General features: G+C 61.5%; 25 protein-coding genes and 1 tRNA gene. 15 read left to right on the forward strand and 11 right to left on the reverse strand.

Annotated elements, in window-relative coordinates:
- Nucleotides 1–7: 7 nt before the first annotated feature.
- Nucleotides 8–781, forward strand: a complete 774-nt coding sequence (gene eutC, locus IGS58_RS03225; RefSeq protein WP_230520651.1) for an ethanolamine ammonia-lyase subunit EutC — start codon at nt 8–10, stop codon at nt 779–781.
- Here the strand turns inward: eutC and tsaD are convergent, their stop codons facing one another.
- Nucleotides 782–1,822, reverse strand: a complete 1,041-nt coding sequence (gene tsaD / locus IGS58_RS03230) for a tRNA (adenosine(37)-N6)-threonylcarbamoyltransferase complex transferase subunit TsaD (protein ID WP_070254321.1) — start codon at nt 1,820–1,822, stop codon at nt 782–784. It abuts the gene before it with no gap.
- A gap of 209 nt (nt 1,823–2,031) precedes the next feature.
- Between tsaD and IGS58_RS03235 the strand changes: the two genes are divergently transcribed.
- Nucleotides 2,032–2,439: a nitrite reductase (NAD(P)H) small subunit gene (locus IGS58_RS03235; RefSeq protein ID WP_034779878.1), complete on the forward strand. Its 408-nt coding sequence runs from the start codon at nt 2,032–2,034 to the stop codon at nt 2,437–2,439.
- Nucleotides 2,440–2,565: 126 nt separating this feature from the next.
- On the opposite strand, the gene IGS58_RS03240 is transcribed toward IGS58_RS03235, so the two are convergent.
- A complete protein-coding gene (locus tag IGS58_RS03240) occupies nt 2,566–3,627 on the reverse strand; it encodes a 3-deoxy-7-phosphoheptulonate synthase (RefSeq protein WP_034779875.1) in 1,062 nt (353 codons plus the stop codon).
- Nucleotides 3,628–3,771: 144 nt separating this feature from the next.
- Entirely contained in the window at nt 3,772–4,449 is a 678-nt protein-coding gene (locus IGS58_RS03245; protein WP_230520652.1) for a hypothetical protein, read from the reverse strand.
- Between the two features lie 167 nt (nt 4,450–4,616).
- Between IGS58_RS03245 and ybiB the strand changes: the two genes are divergently transcribed.
- From ybiB to IGS58_RS03290, 9 genes are all read left to right on the forward strand, one after another.
- Nucleotides 4,617–5,609, forward strand: coding sequence for a DNA-binding protein YbiB (gene ybiB / locus IGS58_RS03250; protein ID WP_230520653.1), 993 nt, complete (start codon nt 4,617–4,619; stop codon nt 5,607–5,609).
- 56 nt (nt 5,610–5,665) lie between these two features.
- Nucleotides 5,666–6,880, forward strand: a complete 1,215-nt coding sequence (locus IGS58_RS03255) for an NAD(P)/FAD-dependent oxidoreductase (RefSeq protein WP_230520654.1) — start codon at nt 5,666–5,668, stop codon at nt 6,878–6,880.
- Nucleotides 6,881–7,041: 161 nt separating this feature from the next.
- Entirely contained in the window at nt 7,042–7,647 is a 606-nt protein-coding gene (locus tag IGS58_RS03260) for an FxDxF family PEP-CTERM protein (protein ID WP_070254316.1), read from the forward strand.
- A gap of 155 nt (nt 7,648–7,802) precedes the next feature.
- Entirely contained in the window at nt 7,803–8,015 is a 213-nt protein-coding gene (gene rpsU / locus IGS58_RS03265; RefSeq protein ID WP_008451879.1) for a 30S ribosomal protein S21, read from the forward strand.
- 193 nt (nt 8,016–8,208) lie between these two features.
- Nucleotides 8,209–8,661 (forward strand): GatB/YqeY domain-containing protein, encoded by a 453-nt coding sequence (locus IGS58_RS03270; protein WP_034746974.1) that lies wholly within the window; start codon nt 8,209–8,211, stop codon nt 8,659–8,661.
- Nucleotides 8,662–8,791: 130 nt separating this feature from the next.
- Complete coding sequence (gene dnaG / locus IGS58_RS03275; RefSeq protein WP_070254315.1) at nt 8,792–10,588, forward strand: DNA primase; 1,797 nt, start codon at nt 8,792–8,794, stop codon at nt 10,586–10,588.
- 465 nt (nt 10,589–11,053) lie between these two features.
- Entirely contained in the window at nt 11,054–13,294 is a 2,241-nt protein-coding gene (rpoD, locus tag IGS58_RS03280) for an RNA polymerase sigma factor RpoD (protein WP_034779848.1), read from the forward strand.
- A gap of 108 nt (nt 13,295–13,402) precedes the next feature.
- A tRNA-Ile gene (locus tag IGS58_RS03285) sits at nt 13,403–13,481 on the forward strand.
- 100 nt (nt 13,482–13,581) lie between these two features.
- The gene (locus IGS58_RS03290) at nt 13,582–13,917 is read left to right on the forward strand and encodes an FKBP-type peptidyl-prolyl cis-trans isomerase (protein WP_230520655.1); all 336 of its coding nucleotides are present in this window, start codon (nt 13,582–13,584) and stop codon (nt 13,915–13,917) included.
- 16 nt (nt 13,918–13,933) lie between these two features.
- On the opposite strand, the gene IGS58_RS03295 is transcribed toward IGS58_RS03290, so the two are convergent.
- The 4 genes from IGS58_RS03295 to IGS58_RS03310 form a co-directional block, all read right to left on the reverse strand.
- A complete protein-coding gene (locus IGS58_RS03295) occupies nt 13,934–14,116 on the reverse strand; it encodes a hypothetical protein (RefSeq protein ID WP_070254313.1) in 183 nt (60 codons plus the stop codon).
- Between the two features lie 97 nt (nt 14,117–14,213).
- Nucleotides 14,214–14,927 (reverse strand): YjjG family noncanonical pyrimidine nucleotidase, encoded by a 714-nt coding sequence (locus tag IGS58_RS03300; RefSeq protein WP_070254312.1) that lies wholly within the window; start codon nt 14,925–14,927, stop codon nt 14,214–14,216.
- A 70-nt stretch (nt 14,928–14,997) separates the two neighbouring features.
- A complete protein-coding gene (locus tag IGS58_RS03305; RefSeq protein WP_230520656.1) occupies nt 14,998–15,312 on the reverse strand; it encodes a hypothetical protein in 315 nt (104 codons plus the stop codon).
- Between the two features lie 143 nt (nt 15,313–15,455).
- Nucleotides 15,456–15,947 (reverse strand): DUF4265 domain-containing protein, encoded by a 492-nt coding sequence (locus IGS58_RS03310; RefSeq protein ID WP_070254310.1) that lies wholly within the window; start codon nt 15,945–15,947, stop codon nt 15,456–15,458.
- Between the two features lie 120 nt (nt 15,948–16,067).
- Between IGS58_RS03310 and IGS58_RS03315 the strand changes: the two genes are divergently transcribed.
- On the forward strand, nt 16,068–16,484 hold the full coding sequence (locus tag IGS58_RS03315) for a GFA family protein (RefSeq protein WP_230520657.1): 417 nt from the start codon (nt 16,068–16,070) through the stop codon (nt 16,482–16,484).
- An 11-nt stretch (nt 16,485–16,495) separates the two neighbouring features.
- On the opposite strand, the gene IGS58_RS03320 is transcribed toward IGS58_RS03315, so the two are convergent.
- Together IGS58_RS03320 and IGS58_RS03325 are read right to left on the reverse strand one after the other, a co-directional pair.
- On the reverse strand, nt 16,496–17,101 hold the full coding sequence (locus IGS58_RS03320) for a glutathione S-transferase (protein WP_230520658.1): 606 nt from the start codon (nt 17,099–17,101) through the stop codon (nt 16,496–16,498).
- A gap of 68 nt (nt 17,102–17,169) precedes the next feature.
- Complete coding sequence (locus tag IGS58_RS03325) at nt 17,170–17,889, reverse strand: Crp/Fnr family transcriptional regulator (protein WP_034779829.1); 720 nt, start codon at nt 17,887–17,889, stop codon at nt 17,170–17,172.
- Nucleotides 17,890–18,437: 548 nt separating this feature from the next.
- Here IGS58_RS03325 and IGS58_RS03330 point away from each other — a divergent pair.
- Entirely contained in the window at nt 18,438–20,123 is a 1,686-nt protein-coding gene (locus IGS58_RS03330) for a methyl-accepting chemotaxis protein (protein ID WP_230520659.1), read from the forward strand.
- On the opposite strand, the gene IGS58_RS03335 is transcribed toward IGS58_RS03330, so the two are convergent.
- Nucleotides 20,124–20,342 carry an oxidoreductase-like domain-containing protein gene (locus tag IGS58_RS03335; protein ID WP_080753278.1) on the reverse strand — a complete coding sequence of 73 codons (219 nt, stop codon included), beginning with the start codon at nt 20,340–20,342 and terminating at the stop codon, nt 20,124–20,126. It lies immediately after the preceding gene.
- A 375-nt stretch (nt 20,343–20,717) separates the two neighbouring features.
- Between IGS58_RS03335 and IGS58_RS03340 the strand changes: the two genes are divergently transcribed.
- A complete protein-coding gene (locus IGS58_RS03340) occupies nt 20,718–22,277 on the forward strand; it encodes a DEAD/DEAH box helicase (RefSeq protein WP_230520660.1) in 1,560 nt (519 codons plus the stop codon).
- Nucleotides 22,278–22,444: 167 nt separating this feature from the next.
- Here IGS58_RS03340 and IGS58_RS03345 read toward each other — a convergent pair whose 3' ends face one another.
- A complete protein-coding gene (locus tag IGS58_RS03345) occupies nt 22,445–22,702 on the reverse strand; it encodes a hypothetical protein (protein ID WP_139144091.1) in 258 nt (85 codons plus the stop codon).
- 153 nt (nt 22,703–22,855) lie between these two features.
- Between IGS58_RS03345 and IGS58_RS03350 the strand changes: the two genes are divergently transcribed.
- Complete coding sequence (locus tag IGS58_RS03350) at nt 22,856–23,182, forward strand: hypothetical protein (protein ID WP_230520661.1); 327 nt, start codon at nt 22,856–22,858, stop codon at nt 23,180–23,182.
- The last annotated feature ends 74 nt before the right edge of the window (nt 23,183–23,256 follow it).

Here is a 23,256-nt window from a genome sequence, read left to right on the forward strand (position 1 = left end):
GGGACGCATGGACGGGAACCATCCTTGGCAAGCCCTGCGCGCGTATACGGCGGCGCGCATCGCGCTCGGGCGCCGCGGCGTGAGCGTGCCAACCAAGGCGCAGCTGGCGTTCCAGCTGGCCCACGCGCAGGCGCGCGACGCCGTGCACCTGGCGCTCGATGGCGAGGCCCTGGCAGGCGTATTGACCGCACAGGGGCAAGACTGTGTGCAGCTGCACAGCGCGGCCGCCACGCGCGCCGACTATCTGCAACGCCCCGACCTGGGGCGCCGGCTCGACGACGCTTCACGCGCGCGCCTGGCCGCCGGTGCCACGGGAGCCGACCTGGCGCTGGTGGCGGCCGATGGCCTGTCGGCGCTGGCCGTGCAGCGCCATGCGGCACCCTTCCTGGCCGCCTTGCGCGAACGGCTGGCAATGGAAGCGTGGACGCTGTCGCCGGTACACATCGTGGCGCAGGGACGGGTGGCCATCGGCGACGAGGTGGGGGAATTATTGAAGGCGCGCGCCGTGCTGGTGCTGATCGGCGAGCGGCCTGGCTTGAGTTCCCCGGACAGCCTGGGCCTGTACCTGACGTGGGCGCCCGAAGCAGGTTTGCTGGACGAGCGCCGCAACTGCATCTCGAATGTGCGCCCCGAGGGGCTGGCGTATGCGCAGGCGGCGTACCGGCTGCACTACCTGCTGTCGCAGGCGTTCAGCCGGCAACTGTCGGGCGTGGGCTTGAAGGATGAAACGGTGGCGGAAGGCGCGGCCCTGGCGGGCGCGCGCAACTTCCTGCTGGCGTGATCAGACTTCGCGGATTTCGTCCAGCGGCCAGCGCGGGCGCACGTTGAACGAGTAATCGTGCTTGGCGGCGTCGGGATTGATTTGCAGGCGCATGGCGCCGGCAAAGGCGATCATGGCGCCGTTGTCGGTGCAGAATTCCAGCTCCGGGTAATACACTTTAAAACGCTTCTTGGCGGCGGCCGCGTTGAGCGAGGCGCGCAGTTGTGCGTTGGCGCCCACGCCGCCGGCGATCACCAGGCGTTTCAAGCCCGTGTGCTTGAGGGCAGCCACGCATTTGGCCGTCAGCACGTCGACGATGGCGTCGACGAAGCCGCGCGCGATATTCGCCTTGTCCTGTTCGCAGATATTCGCGATGACTTTTTCTTCATGGTTTTTCACCACCGTCAGCACGGCCGTCTTCAGGCCGGAAAAGCTGAAGTTGAAATCCTTCGAGTGCAGCATGGGGCGCGGCAGCTTGTAGGCCAGCGGATCGCCGAATTCGGCCAGGCGCGAAATGGCCGGGCCGCCCGGATAACCGAGGCCCAGCAGCTTGGCCGACTTGTCGAACGCTTCGCCGGCCGCATCATCGAGCGTTTCGCCCAGCATGGTGTACTGGCCCACGCCATCGACGCGCATCAGCTGCGTGTGGCCGCCCGACACCAGCAGGGCGATGAAAGGGAATTCCGGTGGCTCGGACGCCAGCAAGGGGGAGAGCAGATGGCCTTCCAGGTGGTGGATGCCCAGCACCGGCTTGTTGATGGCCAGGCCCAGGCTGCAGGCGACGGACGATCCGACCAGCAGCGCGCCGGCGAGGCCGGGCCCCTGCGTGTAGGCGATGGCGTCGATCTCGGGCAGGGTGATGCCGGCCTTGGCCAGGGTTTCTTCCAGCAGCGGGATGGCGCGGCGGATATGGTCGCGCGACGCCAGTTCCGGCACCACGCCGCCATATTGCTCGTGCATGGCGACTTGCGAATAGAGGGCGTGCGACAGCAGGCCGCGTTGCGTGTCGTACAAGGCCAGGCCGGTTTCGTCACAGGAGGATTCGACGCCAAGAACAATCATGAAGGTACTGAATAGGGAGGAGTAATCCGCCATTGTAAAGGAAAGCCGGGCAGTCCACCGTGCGGCCGGCGCACCATTTCGGCGGCAGTGTGCACTTGCGCAGTGCGCCGCGGGCCGGTTTTCCCCCGGTTTTTGGCCATTCTTCGCCTGTGCGGCACTGGCACCGCTCTTGCTTAGAGGTGCATGTGCCTTTCTCAAGGGAGCTAGCGATGTCGGAACAATGGAAAATGATTTGCCGCCTGAAGGACATGCCGCTGGCGGGCGCGCGCATGGTGCAACGGGGCCTGGCCTGGCAGGATTTGCCGGGCGTGGCGCTGTTCCGCGCGGCTGACGATACGGTGTATGCCTTGCTCGACACGGTGCCTTGTCTGGGCGGCCCGCTGGCGCATGGGGTGCTGATGGAGAAAAACCTGATGGGGCCGAAGAACAGCTGGATCATCGAACTCGATTCGGGCCGCCTGGTGGCGCCCGTGCAGGGCATGGCGCGCCTGTACGCCGTGCGCATCATGGACGGGCGCATCTACCTGGATGTCAATGAACTCAATATCCCGGCCAGCAAGGCGGAACAGGCGCTGGCGGGATCGTTCGCCGTGCTGCCGCATGTGCAGATGGCTTGATATGCCTTGTGGTGGTGTCGGCTTACGCGCTGCGCGCTAAGCCGACCTACGCATTGACGCGCCCGTCGGGTAGGTCGGATCAGGCCCACAGGGCCGTAATCCGACAACATTGTTGGCCGTAATATTTTACGCCGGGCGATTGACGAGGTGCGCATGCGCATCGCGCAGCATGGTCGCCGTCGTGTCCCAGTCGATGCAGCCGTCGGTGACGGAGCAGCCGTAGGTCAGTTGCGACAGGTCTTGCGGGATCTTCTGGTTGCCGCCAACGATGTTCGATTCGATCATCACGCCCACCAGCGAGCGGTTGCCCTGGCGGATCTGGTTGACCACGTCGGCCATCACCAGCGGTTGCAGTTCCGGCTTCTTGTAGCTGTTCGCGTGCGAGCAGTCGACCACCAGGTTGGCCGGCAGCTTGGCCTTGGCCAGTGCCTGTTCGGCGATGGCGATCGACACCGAATCGTAGTTCGGACGGCCGTCGCCGCCGCGCAGCACGACGTGGCCATACGCGTTGCCGCGCGTGCGCACGATGGCCACATTGCCTTCGCCGTTAATGCCGAGGAAGGAGTGCGGGTGCGCCGACGACAGAATCGCGTTGACGGCGATGCTGATGTCGCCATCGGTGCCGTTCTTGAAGCCGACCGGGGTCGACAGGCCCGACGACATTTCGCGGTGCGTCTGCGATTCCGTGGTGCGCGCGCCGATGGCGGTCCAGGCGATCAGGTCGCCCAGGTATTGCGGCGAGATCGGGTCCAGCGCTTCGGTGGCGGTGGGCAGGCCCAGTTCGCACACGTCGAGCAGGAACTGGCGCGCCTTTTCCATGCCTTCGTTGACCTTGAACGAGTCGTCCATGTACGGATCGTTGATATAGCCTTTCCAGCCCGTGGTGGTACGCGGTTTTTCGAAATACACGCGCATCACCAGCAGCATCGTGTCCTTGACTTCCTCTTGCAGCGCTTTCAGGCGGCGCGCGTAATCGAGGCCGGCGACGGGGTCGTGGATGGAGCACGGGCCGACGACGACGAACAGGCGCTGGTCCTTGCGGTCGATGATGTTGCGCAGCGCTTCGCGGCCGCGGCTGACGGTCTCGAAGGCGCTTTCCGACAGGGGCAGCTTGGCGTGCAGTTCGGCCGGTGTCGGCATGGGCGCGAAGGAGGTGACGTTGATATTTTCGATGTCTGGCGTATTCATGATTCTGGCTCGGCTTTCGCTATTGCGTTCTTTAAGAGGCAATAGTGTAGCGGAAATGCGGCCTGGCGGCGGGGATGGCGCCAAAACGGGAATACCTCAGTTGTTTTTATGGCAGGGCCGGCACGCCGCCGGCCCCCTGTGTGCTCAATGGCCGCCGGCCAGGCTGGCGCCAAAGGTGTAGCGGGCGATGCGCTGGTAGTTGCCGGCCAGCTCGGGCGGCCGGGGCAGGCCGGGATGGCGCCGCACATGGTCGAGGATGGCGCTTTCGTGCTGGCGTATCTGTGCGTCCAGGCAGGCGACCTGCTGGCGCACGAGGGCGTGCAGCGCATGCTGGCCGGCCTGCAGGTGCGCATCGAGGCGCGCCGATTCCTGCCGGCGCACGCCTTCCATGGCGTGCAGGCGGCGCAGCCACAGCCGTAGCTCCACATAGGCGGGCGAGGGCGGCGTCCAGCGCGCGGGGCGCCTGTGCTGGCAGTAGTGGGCCAGCACCGCGGCGCTGTGACCCGCGTCCCCGGGCAAGCCATGGCTGTGGATATATTCTTCCAGCTGCGCGGGCTGGGCATCGCAGACCAGCATGCCCATGTCTGCCAGCATGCGGGCCGGCGCCTCGCTGTACGGCATATCGAGGCGCATGCAGACGCGCAAGCCGATGACGGGCACGTCGTTCCTTTGCAGCCAGCTGCGCAGCCAGCGGTAGCCGGCCACGTCGTTTTCCAGCACCTTGCACAGCATTTCGCCGCCCGAGAGCAGCACGGCTTTCAGCTGCAGCTTGCTCGTCTCGATGCCGACGAAGGCGCTTTCCCTTTTGCTTGCGTGTTCCATGATGAGTCCCCCTGTGCAGTCATATACGCAGCGGTGGTGCGTTTGGATGCAGTCGCGATGCAATTCATCCAAATTCATCCCAAAAATAGCGTGAAAGACTGTTGCATTGGCGCCTATGGCGTCTTCCAGCCCCTCTGCAAGGGGAAAAATCCGTGTAAGCTGGCGCCATGACGACTGTTTCCATTCCCCATACCGATGTGGCCGGTGAGCCATTTCCCGCTGCACGTTTCATCAAAGAAATAGGACGCGGCAAGAACGGTGCGCGCAGCATGACGCGCGACGACGCCCGTGCCCTGTACCGCGCCATGCTTGAGGGCCGCGTGTCGGACCTGGAACTGGGCGGCATTTTGTTATCCATGCGCATCAAGGGCGAGTCCGTGGATGAGATCGCCGGCTTCCTCGACGCTGCCGAAGCATCGTTCGCGCCGCTGGCCGCGCCGGCCGGCGAATTTGCCCCGATCGTCATTCCCAGCTACAACGGCGCCCGCAAGATGGCCAACCTGACGGCGTTGCTGGCGCTGCTGCTGGCGCGCGGCGGCGCACCCGTGCTCGTGCATGGCGTGACCGGCGATCCGGGCCGCATCACCACGGCTGAAGTGCTGGCCGCGCTGGGCGTGCCCGCCTCGCCGGACCATGCGCAAGCCGAGGCCGCCATGGCGCGCGGGGAAGCCGCCTTCCTGCCCATCGCCGCGCTGGCGCCGCGCCTGGCGCACATGCTGTCCCTGCGGCGCGTGCTGGGCGTGCGCAATTCCACGCATACCCTGGTGAAAATCATGCAGCCGTTCGCCGGGCCGGCCCTGCGCCTGGTGTCGTACACGCATCCGGAATACCTGGAAATGCTGGGTGAGTATTTCCTGACTGCCTCTGATCCTGCACGCGGCGATGCTTTCCTGATGCGCGGTACGGAAGGCGAGACGGTAGCCAACGCCAACAAGGCGCAGCAGATCGACTGGTTCCATGGCGTGGAGCGCACGGTGCTGGTGGAAAAGCAGTTGCAGGTGGAAGAGTTGCCGCATTTGCCGGCCGAGCGCGATGCGGCCACCACGGCCGCCTGGATCGCTGCCGTGCTGCGCGGTGAGGTGCCCGTGCCGCCATCGATCGCCGAGCAGGTGGAGCAATGCCTGATGGCATCGCGGCAGATTGCAGCACGGCCGCGCTAGCCGCGTCGCCGCAGTTTACAATGGCGTCTTTGTAATCAGCGGTGACCGGAATTCTTATGGCAAAACAATTTGATGTGGCAGTGATCGGCGCGGGCGCGGCCGGCATGATGTGTGCGGCTGTTGCCGCCCAGCAAGGCAAGCGCGTGGTGCTGATCGATCACGCGGCCAAGCTGGCCGAAAAGATCCGCATCTCGGGTGGTGGACGGTGCAATTTCACCAATATTAACGCCACGCCGCAAAATTTCCTCTCGGAAAACCCGCATTTCTGCAAGAGCGCCTTGTCGCGCTACACGCCGCAGGATTTCCTCGCGCTGGTGAAAAAATACCGCATCGGCTACCACGAGAAGCACAAGGGCCAGCAATTCTGCAATGAATCGGCCGAGCAGATCATCGACATGCTCAAGGACGAATGCGCCGCAGGCGGCGTGCACTGGCGCATGCCGTGCAAGATCGACAATGTTGTCCAGCAAGATGACGGTGGCTTCGTGCTGCATACCGATAGCGGCGACATCGAGACGGCCAGCATCGTCATCGCCACGGGCGGCCTGTCGATCCCGAAGATCGGCGCGACGGATTTTGCCTACCGCATCGCCAGGCAATTCGATTTGACAATGGTCGAGCCCCGTCCGGCCCTGGTGCCGCTGACGTTCGATGCGGCCAGCTGGGCGCCATTCGCGGAATTGTCCGGCATCGCCCTGGAGGTGGATGTGGAGACGGGCAGCCTGAAAGGCCGCAAGGCTACGGGCGCGCGTTTCCGCGAAGATTTGCTGTTCACCCACCGCGGCCTGTCGGGCCCGGCGATCCTGCAGATTTCCAGCTACTGGCTGCCGGGCGAACCCATCGTCATCAACCTGTTGCCGGAAGTGGACGTGGCGCAGACCTTGATCGAAGGCAAGGGCACCTTGAAGAAGCAATTGGGCAATATCGTCGCGCAATGGCTGCCGCAGCGCCTGGCCGACTGTTTGCTGGCCGTCAACGGCCTAGCGCCGGACGCGCGCATCGCCGACATGCCCGACGCGCAGTTGCGCAAGCTGGGGATGGCCATCAATGCCTGGTCCATCGTGCCGAACGGTTCCGAAGGCTACCGCAAGGCGGAAGTGACGCGCGGCGGCATCGACACGCGCGAACTGTCGCAGCAGACCATGATGGCCAATAAAGTGCCGGGCCTGTATTTCATCGGCGAAGCGGTTGACGTGACGGGCTGGCTGGGCGGCTACAACTTCCAGTGGGCCTGGGCTTCCGGCGTGGCGGCAGGTATTGCCTTGCAGTAACAATCAGTTGTCATTTTGGCACGGTAAGTGATTATTGGTGACAATGCTCTTGACTTCGATCAAGTGGTGTTGAATACTTGGCATGTAAATTAATTTTTAGACATTTTTCATGCCTGGTGGTAATTAGTCAGGCATTCCCCTGACCATACCCTGGAGTCGCCATGAAACGCCTGATCGCCACCGTCGCAGCAACCGTACTCACCAGCGCCGCCTTTGCCAGCACCCCCGTGCTGAGCAACGGTGGCTTTGAAAACAATTCCGTCGGTGGCGGCTACGTCTATGGCAATGTGGCGCCGGGCTGGAGCTTCACGGGCGGCGCCGGCGTGTCGGCCAGCTACACGGCGTGGAATGGCGTGGCGCAGGAGGGCAACGCCTTTGCTTTCCTGCAAAATACGGCATCGATCTCGCAAAGCTTCGTCAGCTCGGGCGCCGCCGACTACTCGTTCGCCTTCAACCTGGCGCTGCGTCCCGGCTACGATCAGGGCCAGGCCGTGACGGTCAGCCTCGATGGCAACCTGCTGGGCCAGTACGCGGTGACCAGCACGGGCTGGACCGGCTTCAACGTGAACGCGCTCAACATCGGCGCCGGCAGCCATACCCTGAGCTTTGCCGGCATCAACCCGAACAATGCCTACGATACCTCGGCCTTCCTCGATGGCGTCAGCATGAACGTCAGCGCCGTGCCGGAACCGGGCACGTACGCCATGCTGCTGGCGGGCCTGGGCCTGCTGGGCTTCATGGCGCGCCGCCGCAAGAGCGCCATTTGAGGTAAACTGCTGCCAGGATGCGTGGTTTACACCACAGCCGGGCAGCAATCTCAGGCTGCATGCCGCACGCAAGTGGGGGAGGGGCTTCCCTTTCCGATTAAAAGCTGCTACTATCTATCTCTTCCTATACACCACCTCAACGGTTTGAATTTTACATGACCACTATTCGCCTTAAAGAAAACGAGCCGTTCGAAGTCGCAATGCGTCGCTTCAAACGCACCATCGAAAAAACGGGTCTGCTGACCGAATTGCGCGCTCGCGAATTCTACGAAAAGCCAACAGCTGAGCGCAAGCGCAAGCTGGCAGCTGCTGTAAAGCGTCATTACAAACGCATCCGCAGCCAACAACTGCCGAAAAAATTATTCTAAGACTGTTCAGTCAGAACCAACCCGGGTAGTTCGGCGCATTGTTCGCCACGGGTTTTGTTTTGATTCGCCTGGAGTGATACTTCAGATGAGTCGCATACCCGCTCCGGTTCGCCGCAGCGGGTTTTCGCTTTTGTGGCCGCCTGCTTGGTTCACACATGAGCATCGAGCCCCACTTACCAACACGAGGATTGCCATGAGCTTGAAAGAACAAATTACCGAAGACATGAAAAACGCCATGCGCGCCAAGGAAGCGGGCAAGCTGGGCACGATTCGCCTGTTGCTGGCGGAAATCAAGCGCAAGGAAGTCGACGAGCGCATCGAATTGACGGACGCCCACGTGACGGCCATCGTGGAAAAGATGATCAAGCAGCGCAAGGATTCGATCACCCAGTTTGAGGCCGGTGGCCGTGCCGATCTGGCCGACATCGAAAAAGCCGAGCTGGTGCACCTGACGGGCTACATGCCTGCGGGCCTGTCCGACGAAGAAGTGGCGGCCGAAGTGGCTGCCGCCGTGGCCGCCTCGGGCGCCGCCGGTCCGCAAGACATGGGCAAGGTCATGGCCATCGTCAAGCCGAAGCTGGCGGGCCGCGCCGACATGACCGTGGTGTCCGCCCTGGTCAAGAAAGCCTTGACGCCGGCAGCGTAAGCATACAATAGTAGCAAGGGCTGCCAGCCATCGCGCTGGCAGCCTGTTAACAGCCCACACGTTGACCTGGCTCAACCTCAGGCCGCGTGCGGTAGTATAGTCTGACCTATAACAAGACCCGCCCTAGCCAGTGATACCTCAATCCTTCATTTCCGATTTGCTCAACCGCGTCGATATCGTCGATGTCGTGGGGCGCTATGTGCAACTGAAAAAAGGTGGCGCCAATTTCATGGGCTTGTGCCCGTTCCACAGTGAAAAATCGCCCAGCTTTACCGTCAGCCCCACCAAGCAGTTCTATCACTGTTTCGGCTGTGGCGCGCATGGCACCTCGATCGGCTTTTTGATCGAATACTCGGGCATGGGCTTTGTCGACGCCGTCAAGGACTTGGCGCAGAACGTGGGCATGGTCGTGCCGGAAGCGGACGACAAGATCCCGCCGGCCCAGCGTGCGCAGATCCAGGCGCAAAGCATGGCCCTGTCCGACGCCATGACGCAGGCGTGCGATTATTACCGCGGGCAATTGCGCCACGCGCCGGAAGCTATCGCCTACCTGAAGAACCGGGGCTTGACGGGCGAAGTGGCCGCTCGCTTCGGGATGGGTTTTGCGCCCGGCGGCTGGGATAACCTGCGCTCCGTCTTCCCCGACTACGACGTGGTGGCCTTGGCCGAGGCTGGTCTCGTGATCGACAAGGTCGATGAAGAGGGCAATAACCGCAAGCGCTACGACCGTTTCCGCGAGCGCATCATGTTCCCGATCCGCAATACCAAGGGGCAAGTGATCGCCTTTGGCGGCCGCGTGCTCGACCATGGCGAACCGAAATACCTGAACTCGCCGGAAACCCCCTTGTTTTCCAAGGGTTTCGAACTATATGGGCTGTTCGAGGCGCGCCAGGCCATCCGCGACGCTGGCTATGTGCTGGTGACGGAAGGCTACATGGACGTGGTGGCGCTGGCGCAGATGGGTTTCCCGCAAGCGGTGGCGACCCTGGGTACGGCGTGCACGCCCACCCACGTGCAAAAACTGCTGCGCCAGACCGATAACGTGATTTTCAGCTTCGATGGCGACAAGGCTGGCCGCCGCGCCGCCCGCCGCGCGCTGGAGGCGAGCCTGGCCCATGTGTCGGACAATAAAACCATCAAATTCCTGTTCTTGCCGTCGGAACACGATCCGGATAGCTACATCCGCGAATTCGGCGCCGAAGGTTTTGAACAGCAAGTACATGAAGCCATGCCGCTGTCGCAATTCTTGCTGAAAGAAGTGTCGGGCGAGCATGACCTGTCGGAACCGGAAGGGCGCGCCCGCGTGCAGTTCGATGCCAAGCCCCTGCTGCAGCTGATGGCGCCATCGTCGCTGCGCCTGCAGATCGTGCGCGGCCTGGCGCAGCTGACGCAGTCCACGCCGGCCGAGATCGAAGCCCTGTTCGAGCTGGCGAAGCCCGTTGCCGTGGCGCGCCGCGCGCCGCCGAAATCGGGCCGCCCTGTTCCCGTGGGCCTGGAATTGAAGATCATGCGCATGCTGGTGGCGCATCCGCCCCTGACCATGCGTATCGACGAGGCCGCTCTCACCGCCTTCCAGCACCTGGGGCCCGATGCGGCGCACAGCCTGGGGCAACTGGTGGCCGTGGGCCAGGCGCTGGGCGAGCACGGCAGTTTCGCCGCGCTGGCGCAACAGTTGAAGGAGCTGGGTAGCGAATACGACGAGATCATCGGCGAGATCGCGGCCGGCACGGAATCCGATTACGACAGCGAATTGTCGTGGCTGGTGAGCACCATCCGCGAGATCAAATTGAATGCCTTGAAGGCGGAATTGCAGCAATTGTTCGCGTCGGGTTTGCCATCGGAGAAAATTGGTGTACGCTACCGCGAAATCATGCAGGAGCAAGGCGACCTGGAGCGCGAGCGCGATGCCGAGTTGGTGAATCGCTAACCTTGCTCTGAGGGTATGGCGCGCACTGGAAAAACATTTTTCGCGTGCTATAATTAAATGCTAAGTATTGTGTGCTTTGGCAAGCTAGTTCTGTTTCGTAAATAGTATTTGTTTTCAGTAAGTTAGGCTCTTGATCGGCGCGGTGGATCGTGTCGGCAGCCAGGGCCAACTGGCGTTTTCGGCGTTGCGGGCAAGGGCTCGCAGACGCTGGCAAGCCGCGCCAGGCTCTCGCTCCCAACGCGGTCGATGCAGGAATTTTTGCCGAGACGGCTGGCAACAGCCGGTGGACAGGAATTGCTGCGCTTCCCGCGGATCGTGGCCGATGAGGTGTAAGTAACGTAACAGTGTCGAATTTGCGTTGTCGGCAGGTTCGAAGATGGTGGTTCCCGCAGGTAGACAGGGAACTGGCAGCAAACTTTATCCTAATCCACCGTAAAGCAAGTCGTTGTGTAATCGAAAGCGCCTGTGCCAATCAAGAAACCCGAATCCAAAGCGGCTGTAAAGCCCACTAAAGTTACCACGAAAGCCGAAAAGGCGCTCGACCGGCCAGAAGCGCGCGTCACCAGCGCGCCCGTGGTCAGCCAGACCACCGATGCCGCCACCCTGGCGGCGATCGATACGTCCGGTTATGTCTTGCCGTCGGTAAAAGTGCCAGGCCGCCGCGGCCGCAAGCCAAAAGAATTCCAGCCAGAAAATGATGAAGTCGCCGCCCTGAACGCCGTCGAGCGGGCCGAACTGAAGGCCGTCGACAAGGCCAAGGCGAAGGATCGCAAGGCGAAAGAGCGCGCGCTGCTGAAGGACGCTTTCTCGTCCGACACGGAAGCGAGCGAGGAAGAACTCGAGCGCCGGCGCCAGAAACTCAAGACCCTGATCAAGTTCGGCAAGGAGCGCGGTTTCCTGACCTATGCGGAAATCAACGATCACTTGCCCGAAAACATCGTCGATCCGGAAGCCATCGAAGGCATCATCGGTACCTTCAATGACATGGGCATCGCCGTCTACGAGCACGCGCCCGATGCGGAAACGTTGTTGTTGTCCGATAACGTTGCCGTCGTCACCAGCGATGACGAGGCGGAAGCGGCAGCCGAGGCCGCATTGTCGACCGTCGACTCCGACTTTGGCCGCACCACTGATCCCGTGCGCATGTACATGCGCGAGATGGGCTCGGTCGAGCTGCTGACGCGCGAAGGCGAGATCGAGATTGCCAAGCGGATCGAAGATGGCTTGAAAGACATGATCCAGGCCATTTCCGCCTGTCCCGTGACGATCGCCGAGATCATCGCCGCCGCCGACCGCATCGCCAACGAAGAGATCAAGATCGACGAAATCGTCGACGGCCTCGTCGATGAAAACGAACCGGTCGCCGCCGCGCCTGTCGTGGCCGCTCCCGTCGAAGAAGACGAGGAAGAAGGCGAAGCGGAAGAAGAGGAAGTCGAAGAAGAGGAAGAGGCGAGCGCTTCCGGCGCAGCCGGTTTCTCCGCCGAGCAGCTGGAAACCCTGAAACGCACGGCGCTGGAAAAATTCGCCATCATTTCGCAGCAATTCGACAAGATGCGCCGCGCCTTCGAGAAAGAAGGCTACAACTCGAAACCCTACGCCAAGGCGCAGGAAGCCATTTCGCAAGAGTTGCTGGGCATCCGTTTCACGGCCAAGGTCGTGGAAAAGCTGTGCGACACCCTGCGCGGCCAGGTCGACGAAGTGCGCCATATCGAAAAGCAGATTCTCGATGTGGCCGTGAACCGCTGCGGCATGCCGCGCGCCCACTTCATCAAGGTCTTCCCGGGCAATGAAACCAACCTCGACTGGGTCGATGGCGAAGTCAACGCAGGACACGCGTACAGCGCCATCCTGGGCCGCAACATTCCGACCGTCAAGGAACTGCAGCAGCGCCTGATCGACCTGCAGGCGAGGGTCGTCTTGCCGCTGCCGGACTTGCGCAACATCAACCGCCAGATGGCGGCTGGTGAAATGAAGGCGCGCAAGGCCAAGCGCGAAATGACGGAGGCCAACTTGCGTCTGGTCATTTCGATCGCCAAGAAATACACGAACCGCGGCCTGCAATTCCTCGACCTGATCCAGGAAGGCAATATCGGCCTGATGAAGGCCGTCGACAAGTTCGAGTACCGCCGCGGCTACAAGTTCTCGACGTATGCGACCTGGTGGATCCGCCAGGCCATCACGCGCTCGATCGCCGACCAGGCGCGCACGATCCGTATTCCCGTGCACATGATCGAGACGATCAACAAGATGAACCGGATTTCCCGCCAGATCCTGCAGGAAACGGGCGCGGAACCCGATCCGGCCACCCTGGCGATCAAGATGGAGATGCCCGAGGACAAGATCCGCAAGATCATGAAAATCGCCAAGGAACCGATCTCGATGGAAACGCCGATCGGCGACGACGACGATTCCCACCTGGGCGACTTCATCGAGGACAACAACACCCTGGCGCCGGCCGACGCGGCCCTGCACGCCTCCATGCGCGGCGTGGTCAAGGACGTGCTCGATTCCCTGACGCCACGCGAAGCGAAAGTGCTGCGCATGCGTTTCGGCATCGAGATGTCCACCGACCACACCTTGGAAGAAGTGGGCAAGCAATTTGACGTGACGCGCGAGCGCATCCGCCAGATCGAAGCCAAGGCGCTGCGCAAGCTGCGCCACCCATCGCGCTCCGACAAGCTGAAAAGCTTCTTGGAAGGCAACTAGAAGCCAATAGGGCTTGACGCGCGCCCCTGATACCCCTATCCTCGCGTGTCCGTTTCCAAAACGGCCGCGCGAGGCGGGCATCAACAGCGCCGCCACGCCGCAGTCCCCGGGCCTCTAGCTCATGCTTGGTTAGAGCAGCGGACTCATAATCCGTTGGTGCCGTGTTCGACTCACGGGAGGCCCACCAGAATTTGCAGTAGTGATCGAAGCCCCGGCGGGCCACTGCCGGGGCTTTTTTTATGTTGTCGTACAATCGCGGCATTGCGATTGATGAAGGATGAAACAAGATGACGGCTGAAGTGAAGATTGAAGACATCGTCGTTGGTGACGGCAAGGCGGCGGCGCGCGGTGCGCTGGTGACTGCCCATTACCGGGGCTGGCTGGAAGATGGCACGGAGTTTGACTCGTCGCACAAGCGGGGCGAACCGTTCCGCTGTGTGTTGAGCAATAACAAGGTCATCCAGGGCTGGATTCTGGGTTTGCAGGGCATGCAGGTCGGTGGCACGCGCAAGCTGTGGGTGCCGGCGGCGCTGGCGTATGGCGAGCGGCAGGTGGGCTTGATTCCGCCTGGCTCCAATTTGCTCTTCGAGATTGAGTTGCTGGAAGTGCTGACGCGCGATTGATGTCTGGATGGCATAATCAGACAGATACGACGTCGGTTTTTTGCGCGAGCAGTTGTTCGACATCGGCGTGCAGCGCCTGCTGCGTGGGGGCGATGGCATCGCGAAAGGCCAGCCTGAGCTTGCCCGCCTGGCGCCTGGCCAGCATGGCAAAGAACAGGATCAATGCCTCGATGGCGAGCAAGACGGTGTAGGAAGGCATGGGCTGGCACCAGGATGGACGAGTCCTGATGGTACGCGAACAGCGATGTATTTTCGTGCCGCTATCAGCGTATTTCAGGTGGTGCGCTTGTGGTAGATCAAGCCTGTTTCAGTTTGACTTGCATCATGTCCAGCATTGGCACGATGTCATGCAGGCTGGTCACTTCACAGGTGGGGATGGCAGTCGAGGTATTGGCCATGCTGTCCGGATTGAACCAGCAACTGTCGATGCCGTAGCGGTTCGCGCCCAGGATGTCGGCGTCCAGGCGGTCGCCGATGATGACGGTCGTGTCCTTGCTGAATGCGCGCGCCATGTTGGCGGCGTATTCGAAGAAACGCACATCCGGCTTGGCGTGGCCGCATGCTTCGGAGGTGGCGACGAAGGAGATGCAGTCGCTCAGGCCGGAGGCGGCGATGCGGCGGTTCTGGATGGATTCGACGCCATTGGTGATGATGCCCACTTCGCCGATGCGCGACATGGTTTCGCACACTTGTTTGGCGCCATCGATGAGCACGACCGTGTCCGGCAGGGAGTCAAGATACAGCCGGCTGGCCAGTTCCGGGTCGATGGCGATGCCGTTCATTGCAAACGTCTTGCGGAAGCGCTCCACCTTCAGGAAGTCCTTGCTCACGTCACCCGTTTCGAAACGTTTCCACAGGTCGACGTTGATCGCCTGGTATTGGGAAAACAGCGCGTCGATGCCATCGTGCAAGCCCAGTTCGTCCATAGTGTGCAGGAACGAGCGTTTTTCGGACGCCCGGAAGTCGAGCAGGGTATCGTCGAGGTCAAACAGGAATAGCTTGTATTTCATGGCATGTCATGGAAAGGAACTTGTCTTGCATCGTAGCACGTAGCGATGAGTTCGGTTGCGCTGAGGAGTGCTAGCGAGTCGTCTGTTTGCACTGAAACCTGACCATTTTCGTTCGCTGTTCAAAGGCAGCAATGCACTGTTTGACTTTTGGCAAATCCATGCGCAGGTAGCGCTCGGTGACGGCACGTGCCCCTTCGCTGGGTGGAGCCAGGATAGGCAAGGCCTCGGCGGTCGCCGGCGGCTGATTCGCCGGATGGGACAGCATGCGCACACCGTCGAACCTGGCGGCGGGCAGGTTCCAGCTCGAGGGAATCGCTTGTGGGCAAGAAACGGCGGCAGCGGGCCGCATCGTCGTGGCCGCCATGGCTAATGCCAGCGGCTTCATCCGATGCCCGCCGCCGAACGGCCGAAGTAGATCACGCGGGCGCCGGGTTTGTGATTGCGCCCTTGGCCGAAAATTTCAATGCCGCCAGGTACCTGGCGCATGAAGAGCGCCGTATGGTTGCCCTGCCGCAGGTTCTGATAGGTTTACATATCCACCCACCAGTTGAGCAAGGTTTCATCATCGTCGTCGTCGAGGTTGACGTAGATATTGGCGAAGTACCATTCCACGCCCGTCGCTGTGCGGAAGGCGTCGAAGGGGCCGTTGACGTTGTAGATGCCATGATGTCCCGGTACGCTGAAGGTGAGGTTGCCCTTGTACTGGCCATCCATCGTGCCGCCCAACTGGCTTTGCACGTCGCGTTCGAGCTGGTCCACTGCCTCTTGCGACACGTCGTCGGCATAGATCTGGATGCAGAAGTTACCGCCGCGCTTCAGTACTTCGGCAGGGGCCAGCGGGTTGGCAATGTTGACGATGTCGCCGCGCGCCAGGTTCAGGGTCAGGCCGGGCGAGGCCAGCAGTTCGTAGACGTGCTCGTCGATCTGGCGCGCAGGCAGGGTTTCATACACGGGACCCTTGGTGTTTTCGCCTGCCAGTACGCGGATGTGCGGCAAGCCTTCGCAATTGATGTCTTCCATTCATTCTTTCATAGTGCCGGCGTCACGCACTTCGGGCTGCGCCAGGGTGGGTTTATGGCAATATTGTACCGGGTACGTATCTGCAGGCAGGGCACGCAACGATGCAAACGAGGAGACGCGATGGAGAATGTGGTGCAAACAGGCGGCTGTTTATGTGGCGCCGTGCGCTTCGAAGTGACGGGCGAGGGCGGCAATCCGCACAGCTGTTCCTGCCGCAATTGCCAGCAGCACACGGGCGCGCCAACGGTGGCCTGGGTGGAGTTTGCGCGCGATCAAGTGCGCTGGACGGGGTCGGCCGGTGTGCCTGCCACCTACCGTTCTTCCGAATATTCCAGCCGGGCCTTCTGTGCCGCTTGCGGCAGTTCCATCGGTGCCATCGACGATGCGCCGACGGTGGCCTTGCTGGTGGGCAGTTTTGACGATCCTGCCCAGGCGGCCTTTGCACCTGAATATCACTCGTTTGACGATGTCAGGCCGGGCTGGTGGCACTTCGATCCGGCCGCCGCTGTACCCGGGCGGGGCGGCGCAGGCAAATAGCCTGCGGCGCGTCAGACTGGCGGCGTGTCCAGGAAGGCGGGCAGGGTTTCCGCCGAGCGAGTGTAGGTGTGGATGGCCGGGTAATCGCTGGGTTTGACGATATCGGGCGTTTCCAGCTGGGCGAAGCTCCAGCCGACGGCGATGGTCACGCCCGCCTGGTCGATACTGCCAGTCTCGCCAGGCAGGGGCAGGTGCGCGCATTCCTGTTCCAGCGCGTTCCAGGCGGCATGCAGCTGCATGCTGACCCGTTCCAGCCACGGCGCATGTTGCTTGTCGAGCGGACGCAGTTTGCGTTCGTAGACGATTTGCACGGCTTTTTCATAGGCGGCCAGCGCCAGGCCCGTCAGGCGCAGCGCGCGCACGCTGTCGGCGAGGGCGGGGACGGCGGTGCCCGGACGCAGCAGCGATAGATAGTGGAGTATCAAGGTGGAATCCATCAGCACTTGCCCGTCGTCCAGTACCAGGGTCGGCACCTTGATGACGGGGTTGATCTCGCGCACGGCATCCATGTTGCGGAACACGGAGAGCGGCAAGTGCTCGTAGGAAATTCCCTGCAGTTGTAAACAGATGGCGACCCTGCGCACATAGGGCGAGTCGAGCATGCCGATCAGTTTCATGGCCAGTCTCCGGGGTAGTCAGGAATATCTACGATACCCGCTTGCCTGCCCGTTTGCCAGCGTCGTGCTTAATTGTGTGCGCTGATGCCGCTGCGGAACTGTTCGAAACCGGCGCGCGCTGCCTTGTAGCAATTGCCGGCGGCCGCTTCCAGGCCTTCGCGGTCGAGCACTTCGACGGTGCCGCGGCGGTATTGGATCAAGCCTTCATCCTGCAGCTTGCGCGCCGTGACGGTGACGCTTTCGCGGCGCACGCCCAGCATGTTGGCCATGGTGTCTTGCGTCACCTTCAGTTCGTTCGACAGTGAACGGTCGAGGCGGTCCAAGAGCCAGCGGCACAGTTTTTGTTCGATGCTGCAATGACGGCCGCCCACCACGTTCTGCGCCATTTGCGCGAACATGGCGCTGGTGTAGCGCATCAGCAATTGTGCCAGCGCGCCGCCTTCATTGAACACTTCGCGCAGGAAGGCTGTTTTCAGGCGGTAGCCGTAGCCAGCCGTCTGCACGATGGCCGTGCAGGTGGCGCGCTCGGCTTCGTACAGTACCACGCCAGCCACGCCTTCGCGGCCGATGACGGCGATCTCGGTGGTGGCGCCGTCTTCCATCACATACAGCAGGGAAACGATGGCGTTGGTGGGGAAGTACGTGTATTCAATCTTGCCGCCGCAATCGAACAGGTGCTTGCCGGCAGGCAAAGCGACCAATTCCAGTTGGCAGAACAGGCGCTCCAGATCGGTGCGCGACAAGGCGCGCAGCAATTCGTTCTGTTGTGCGCCTGTGATGCTGATCATCGGGGTGGCGGGAGCGGCTTGCCAGTTGTGCTGGGCGGCGGCGTGGTTATTCGTTGCTGGGGTCAGGTTGCTATAAGCTTTGTACATGGTAGGGCCTCGTCTTCTGATTTTGTTGGATGGCGCTGCTTTTCTGGCTTGCTAGCGTTGTGCTGAATCTTGTATCCACTATAGGACCAGGGGCCGCGGACGGGCATCGGATGAGCCGACGCGCTTATGTAGGCTAGGAACATTGCCTCGTGTCATCCGACTCCTACGCCTGCTGCTGCATTTTTCCCTGTAGAAACAACGTTGCCTGAAAAAAATACGCCGCCTTGCCCGCTACCCGTGAACTTTGGCCGCATACCTTGATCAAACCCCTCTGCGCTGCAGTACGACGGTGATAAGATGTTGCGCTGCGGAAATTCGACTGGTGTTTCGGGATGCGCTGCTGTCCTTGCCCTCCATCACTGTTTACTTCCGCTGCAGCCTGCCCTCACTGCCCGCGCCGTGCATTTGCCGGAGCGCGGCCATCTTGTCCCGTTTACCCGTCTAATGAAGGAACGCAACGCATGAAATGGTTTTTTGATCTGAAAATTGCCACCAAGCTGATCTTGTCGTTTGGCGCCGTGCTGCTGTTGACGGCCGCGCTGGGCGTGTCGGCGATCTTTTCCATGGCGCGTATCAATACTGCGTCGACGGACCTGTCCGCCAACTGGATGCCCAGTGTGCTGGCGGCCATGTCCATGCGCAGCGATGTCAGCGATTTCCGCCGCTGGGAACTGGCGCACATGCTGGCCGCGCAGGATGCCGACATGGCGCAGAACGAAACGCGCATGACGGAAACCCAGGCCAAGCTGAAGGTGGACGGCGACAAGTACCGCAGCCTGATTTCCGAACCGGGCGAGCAGCAAGTATTCGAGCGCTTCCTGGCGCTCAACGATGAATTCATGCGCCTGCATGCAACCATGCTGAGCCTGTCGCGCGAGATGAAGAAGGAAGAGGCGCGCGCGCTGGCCGTGGGGCCGTCCGCCAAGGTCATGGCGGACATGATGGTGACTCTCGATAAGCTGGTGTCGATTAACACGGATGGCGGCGTGCGCTCGAGCGCCAGCGCCGATGCAACGTATGCGGCCTCGCGTGCCAGCCTGATCGGCTTGCTGGTGGGCAGCGTCGTCATCGGCATGCTGCTGGCGCTGTGGGTGGCGCGCAGCGTGGCGCGACCGCTGATCGAGGCCGTCGGCGTGGCGCGCCAGGTGGCGGCTGGCGATTTGACGGCGCATATCGTTGTGCAATCGCAAGACGAAACGGGGCAATTGATGCAAGCCCTGAAAGACATGAATGCCAGCTTGCAAAAGCTGGTGGGCCAGGTGCGCAGCGGCACCGACACGATTGCCACGGCGTCGAGCCAGATTGCCGCCGTCAACCAGGATTTGTCGTCGCGCACGGAAGAGCAGGCCAGTTCGCTGGAAGAAACGGCTTCGTCGATGGAGGAGCTGACCTCGACCGTGAAGCAGAATGCGGACAATGCGCGCCAGGCCAACACCATGGCGCTGACCTCGTCGAGCATCGCCATCGAGGGCGGCAAGGTCGTCGGCGAAGTGGTGGGCACGATGGCGTCGATCAATGCCTCGTCGCGCAAGATCGTCGACATCATCGCCGTCATCGATGGCATTGCTTTCCAGACCAATATCCTGGCCCTGAATGCAGCCGTCGAGGCGGCGCGCGCAGGCGAGCAGGGGCGCGGCTTTGCCGTTGTGGCCACGGAAGTGCGCAATCTGGCGCAACGCTCGGCCGCCGCGGCCAAGGATATCAAGGTCTTGATCGGCGATTCGGTCGAGAAAGTCGAGGCGGGGTCAAAACTGGTGGACCAGGCGGGCCGCACGATGGATGACATCGTGGCCAGCATCACCCGCGTGACGGATATCATGAGCGAGATCACGGCCGCCAGCAGCGAGCAGAGCGCCGGTATCGAGCAGGTTAACCAGGCCATCGCCCAGATGGACCAGGTGACGCAGCAAAATGCGGCCCTGGTGGAAGAGGCGGCAGCAGCGGCTGAATCGATGCAGGAGCAGGCCGCCAGTCTGAGTGAAGTGGTCAGCATCTTCAAGCTCGGCGTGGCCAGTGCCGCCGCAACCCGACCGCGCGCGCCAGTCCTCGTCAAGGCGCCGGCCGCCGTGGCGCCGGCAGCGGCGCCGCGTCAATTGGCCGACACGGCGCGTCGCACGGCGCCAGTGGATGAGTGGGAAAGCTTTTGATTAAGCGCGCTTGCGCGGTTTTTTGACGCCTTGAGTGGCGGGCGCGGTAGCGGCTTGCTGGCGCTGTTGCCACGCCCTCAGGGCCTCTTCGTAGGCGGCCAGGTCTTCCTGGTACATTTCCAGTACGCAAAAGGTGCAACCGCTGTGGCAACACTCGTCATTGCCCGGTTTGCTGGGCGCTTGCGGTTGCGGATCGTGGGGTAAAGTCGGGGTGGGCATGGTGAGGGCAGGGGGCGGCGGAAGAGGCATCGGAGCTGGCATCGCAGTTGCCATCATACGGCATCCCGGCGTGCCGTTGCTGGAACGCTTTTTGCTCAAAAATCACGGTTTCCGTGTACAGTTGCGGTGAATTAGGGTATCGTTTACAGCACTGATATTGTATCTTCTGCGCGCGATGTTCCGCCGGCGCGATCTCCGCCGCCATCGCAGCACATCTCTTCGACGCTCCCGCATACGCCATACAGCATGTCCCGGAGCACGGAGGTGCCGCAAGAACAATGATCCATGGCTTGCAAGACGGAGCTGCCTGTGCCCCGAAATGTTGTTTATTGAGAAAGCATGGCTTCCGCAGTGCGGAGGCACACCAGAAAATTTATGTCTGAAACCGAATCGACTCCTACGCCCAGCCCGGCGATTGCCCCTGAAGCGGCGCCCGTCGCCGCTGCGCCTGCACCTGTACCAGCACCTGCCGCATCCGCTGCTCCCAGCCTGACTTTTGCCGACTTTGGCCTCGCGCCTGAAATCCAGCGCGCACTGACCGACCAGGGCTACACCCATCCGACACCGATCCAGGAACAAGCGATCCCCGTGGTGCTGCAAGGCCGCGATGTGATGGGTGCCGCGCAAACGGGCACCGGCAAGACGGCCGGTTTTTCCTTGCCGATCATCCAGTTGCTGATGGCGCATGCCAGCAGCAGCATGTCGCCGGCACGCCACCCGGTGCGCGCGCTGATCCTGACGCCGACCCGTGAGCTGGCGGTGCAGGTGGCCGAAAACGTCAAGGCTTACGCCAAGCACACGCCGCTGCGCTCGACCGTCGTCTTCGGCGGCATGGACATGAAGCCGCAAACCGTCATCCTGCGTGGCGGCGTGGAAATCGTCATCGCCACGCCGGGCCGCTTGCTCGACCATATCGAGCAAAAGAACATCAGCCTGAGCCAGGTGCAGATGCTGGTCATGGATGAAGCCGACCGCATGCTGGACATGGGCTTCCTGCCGGACTTGCAACGCATCATCAACTTGCTGCCGAAGCAGCGCCAGAACCTGATGTTCTCGGCCACGTTCTCGCCAGAAATCAAGAAGCTGGCTGCCACGTTCCTCAACGATCCGCTGACGATCGAAGTGGCGCGCAGCAACCAGACGGCCGACAAGGTCACGCAGGTGGTCTACAAGGTGACGGAAGACCAGAAGCATGCCCTGGTCGCCCATTTGCTGCGCCAGCGCGACCTGAAGCAGGTCATCGTATTCTCGAACACCAAAATCGGCGCCTCGCGCCTGGCCCGCGTGCTGGAACAGGAAGGCATGAGCGCCACGGCGATTCATGGCGACAAGAGCCAGCAGGAACGCATGGCGGCGCTGGAAGCGTTCAAGAAGGGCGAGATCGACGTGCTGGTCGCCACCGACGTGGCGGCGCGCGGCCTGGATATTTCCGATTTGCCTTGCGTCATCAACTTCGACTTGCCGTACAACGCGGAAGATTATGTGCACCGCATCGGCCGCACGGGCCGCGCCGGCGCCTCGGGCGACGCCATTTCGATCTACTCGGATAAAGACGAGCGCTTGCTGGCCGACATCGAGAAACTCATCAAGCAAAGCATCAAGCGTGGTGAATTGACGGGCTTCAACCCCGCGCCCGCCCGCAGCAGCGACAGCGAGCGCCGTCCGCCGCGCCGCAGCGAAGGTGGCGAGGCGCGTCCCGCGCGCGCCCCGGAGAGCCGCCATGCTGGCGACAGCAGCCGCGACAGTCGTTCCGCCGAGCGCGGTGCGCGTCCCGCCTTTGGTCCTGGCGCCCGCCGCGAAAAGGCCGATCCCTGGTTCCTGAAGCCATATGAGCCCGCCAAGGCCGCAGCCCCGGCTGCCGCCAGCATGGCGCCTGTCGCGGCCAAGCCGAAGCAGAAGGTGGCCGCGTTGCTGGGTGGTTTGCTGAAGCAATAATATTGTGTGAGAAATGATGGACGGCGCAAGTCCTTCTCCATGGTGTTGATATCGGATAGCACTTGCCGCCTGCCAGTATGGAAGAGATGCCCGCCCGCCAAGGCGGGCTTTTTTTTGCCGCGATACAAATATATTTTTTCGATATTCAAGCAATGGCCTGCAATTCCTTATGTTGATGATGTTGAATGATTAATTGTGGTGTGCGTCTTCATTCTTCCTATCGCCTGGTGTTGGCTGCAGTTAATTGATTTTTCTTTGCCTGTATTTTGATCGAATACCGCATTCAAATCCCTGCATTCTTTAGCGGCTATATCCCACTTCTCTTTCACCTGTTTTCCCGCCTGTTTTTGCCTGCGGGGCGCGAGATGGCCATGGTCTGGCCTGTGCTGGCGCTTCTGGCGTGTGATGCCGATGCTGCTGGCCAAGCCGGGATGCTTTTCCCAGTGTCTTGCGGTGCATCAGATGGCTGGAGCGGTCAGCATTTTTTGTGACAAGGTGTAAGACACTTTTTTTATTGGATAAATTTGGCATAGGCTACGGTTGGGCACAGCTGTGAGCTGTTTTTGAAGGTGTCATTCATGCTTGGCCTGGCGCAGCTTGCCGGGCGCGTTGCCCTGGCTATCCTGCGCGCATTGCGCGTCATGTGGCAGCATCGTTGTGCGCGAAGACGCCGCGGCAGATGTTTTCGCTTGCCGCGAGTGTGTGTTGCTGGCCTTATCCTGCTGCATCATGATTATTTTTTGATAATATTGATATGTCGCTTGATTGCGGAGCGATTATTCTGTTTCTGCTGTTTTGAGTGTGTTGGCGCCGTACGCATTCTTGAAAAAATTAATATGTGCATTGCTGGCGTGTTGTATTTTCTGTTGGGGCGTGATTTGATTTCCGATACCCGGCTCTGGTAATAAATGTGTGTTTCATTTAAAATGAATGCCCGCATTTTGCGTTGCATTATGTTGACTTAATTGCAATTTCCAAT

Source organism: Janthinobacterium sp. EB271-G4-7A, assembly GCF_020858075.1.
In the GTDB taxonomy this organism is placed as follows: domain Bacteria; phylum Pseudomonadota; class Gammaproteobacteria; order Burkholderiales; family Burkholderiaceae_D; genus Janthinobacterium; species Janthinobacterium lividum.

Coding starts and splice junctions, on each gene's coding strand:
- IGS58_RS03335 (WP_080753278.1), bottom strand. CDS start 20,342: ATGCCCACCCCGACTTTACCCCACGATCCGCAACCGCAAGCGCCCAGC.
- rpsU (WP_008451879.1), top strand. CDS start 7,803: ATGACCACTATTCGCCTTAAAGAAAACGAGCCGTTCGAAGTCGCAATG.
- IGS58_RS03270 (WP_034746974.1), top strand. CDS start 8,209: ATGAGCTTGAAAGAACAAATTACCGAAGACATGAAAAACGCCATGCGC.
- IGS58_RS03340 (WP_230520660.1), top strand. CDS start 20,718: ATGTCTGAAACCGAATCGACTCCTACGCCCAGCCCGGCGATTGCCCCT.
- IGS58_RS03290 (WP_230520655.1), top strand. CDS start 13,582: ATGACGGCTGAAGTGAAGATTGAAGACATCGTCGTTGGTGACGGCAAG.
- IGS58_RS03295 (WP_070254313.1), bottom strand. CDS start 14,116: ATGCCTTCCTACACCGTCTTGCTCGCCATCGAGGCATTGATCCTGTTC.
- IGS58_RS03315 (WP_230520657.1), top strand. CDS start 16,068: ATGGAGAATGTGGTGCAAACAGGCGGCTGTTTATGTGGCGCCGTGCGC.
- IGS58_RS03240 (WP_034779875.1), bottom strand. CDS start 3,627: ATGAATACGCCAGACATCGAAAATATCAACGTCACCTCCTTCGCGCCC.
- eutC (WP_230520651.1), top strand. CDS start 8: ATGGACGGGAACCATCCTTGGCAAGCCCTGCGCGCGTATACGGCGGCG.
- IGS58_RS03235 (WP_034779878.1), top strand. CDS start 2,032: ATGTCGGAACAATGGAAAATGATTTGCCGCCTGAAGGACATGCCGCTG.
- IGS58_RS03310 (WP_070254310.1), bottom strand. CDS start 15,947: ATGGAAGACATCAATTGCGAAGGCTTGCCGCACATCCGCGTACTGGCA.
- IGS58_RS03320 (WP_230520658.1), bottom strand. CDS start 17,101: ATGAAACTGATCGGCATGCTCGACTCGCCCTATGTGCGCAGGGTCGCC.
- IGS58_RS03300 (WP_070254312.1), bottom strand. CDS start 14,927: ATGAAATACAAGCTATTCCTGTTTGACCTCGACGATACCCTGCTCGAC.
- IGS58_RS03260 (WP_070254316.1), top strand. CDS start 7,042: ATGAAACGCCTGATCGCCACCGTCGCAGCAACCGTACTCACCAGCGCC.
- tsaD (WP_070254321.1), bottom strand. CDS start 1,822: ATGATTGTTCTTGGCGTCGAATCCTCCTGTGACGAAACCGGCCTGGCC.
- IGS58_RS03325 (WP_034779829.1), bottom strand. CDS start 17,889: ATGATCAGCATCACAGGCGCACAACAGAACGAATTGCTGCGCGCCTTG.
- IGS58_RS03245 (WP_230520652.1), bottom strand. CDS start 4,449: ATGGAACACGCAAGCAAAAGGGAAAGCGCCTTCGTCGGCATCGAGACG.
- IGS58_RS03305 (WP_230520656.1), bottom strand. CDS start 15,312: ATGAAGCCGCTGGCATTAGCCATGGCGGCCACGACGATGCGGCCCGCT.
- IGS58_RS03255 (WP_230520654.1), top strand. CDS start 5,666: ATGGCAAAACAATTTGATGTGGCAGTGATCGGCGCGGGCGCGGCCGGC.
- IGS58_RS03350 (WP_230520661.1), top strand. CDS start 22,856: ATGCTTGGCCTGGCGCAGCTTGCCGGGCGCGTTGCCCTGGCTATCCTG.
- IGS58_RS03330 (WP_230520659.1), top strand. CDS start 18,438: ATGAAATGGTTTTTTGATCTGAAAATTGCCACCAAGCTGATCTTGTCG.
- ybiB (WP_230520653.1), top strand. CDS start 4,617: ATGACGACTGTTTCCATTCCCCATACCGATGTGGCCGGTGAGCCATTT.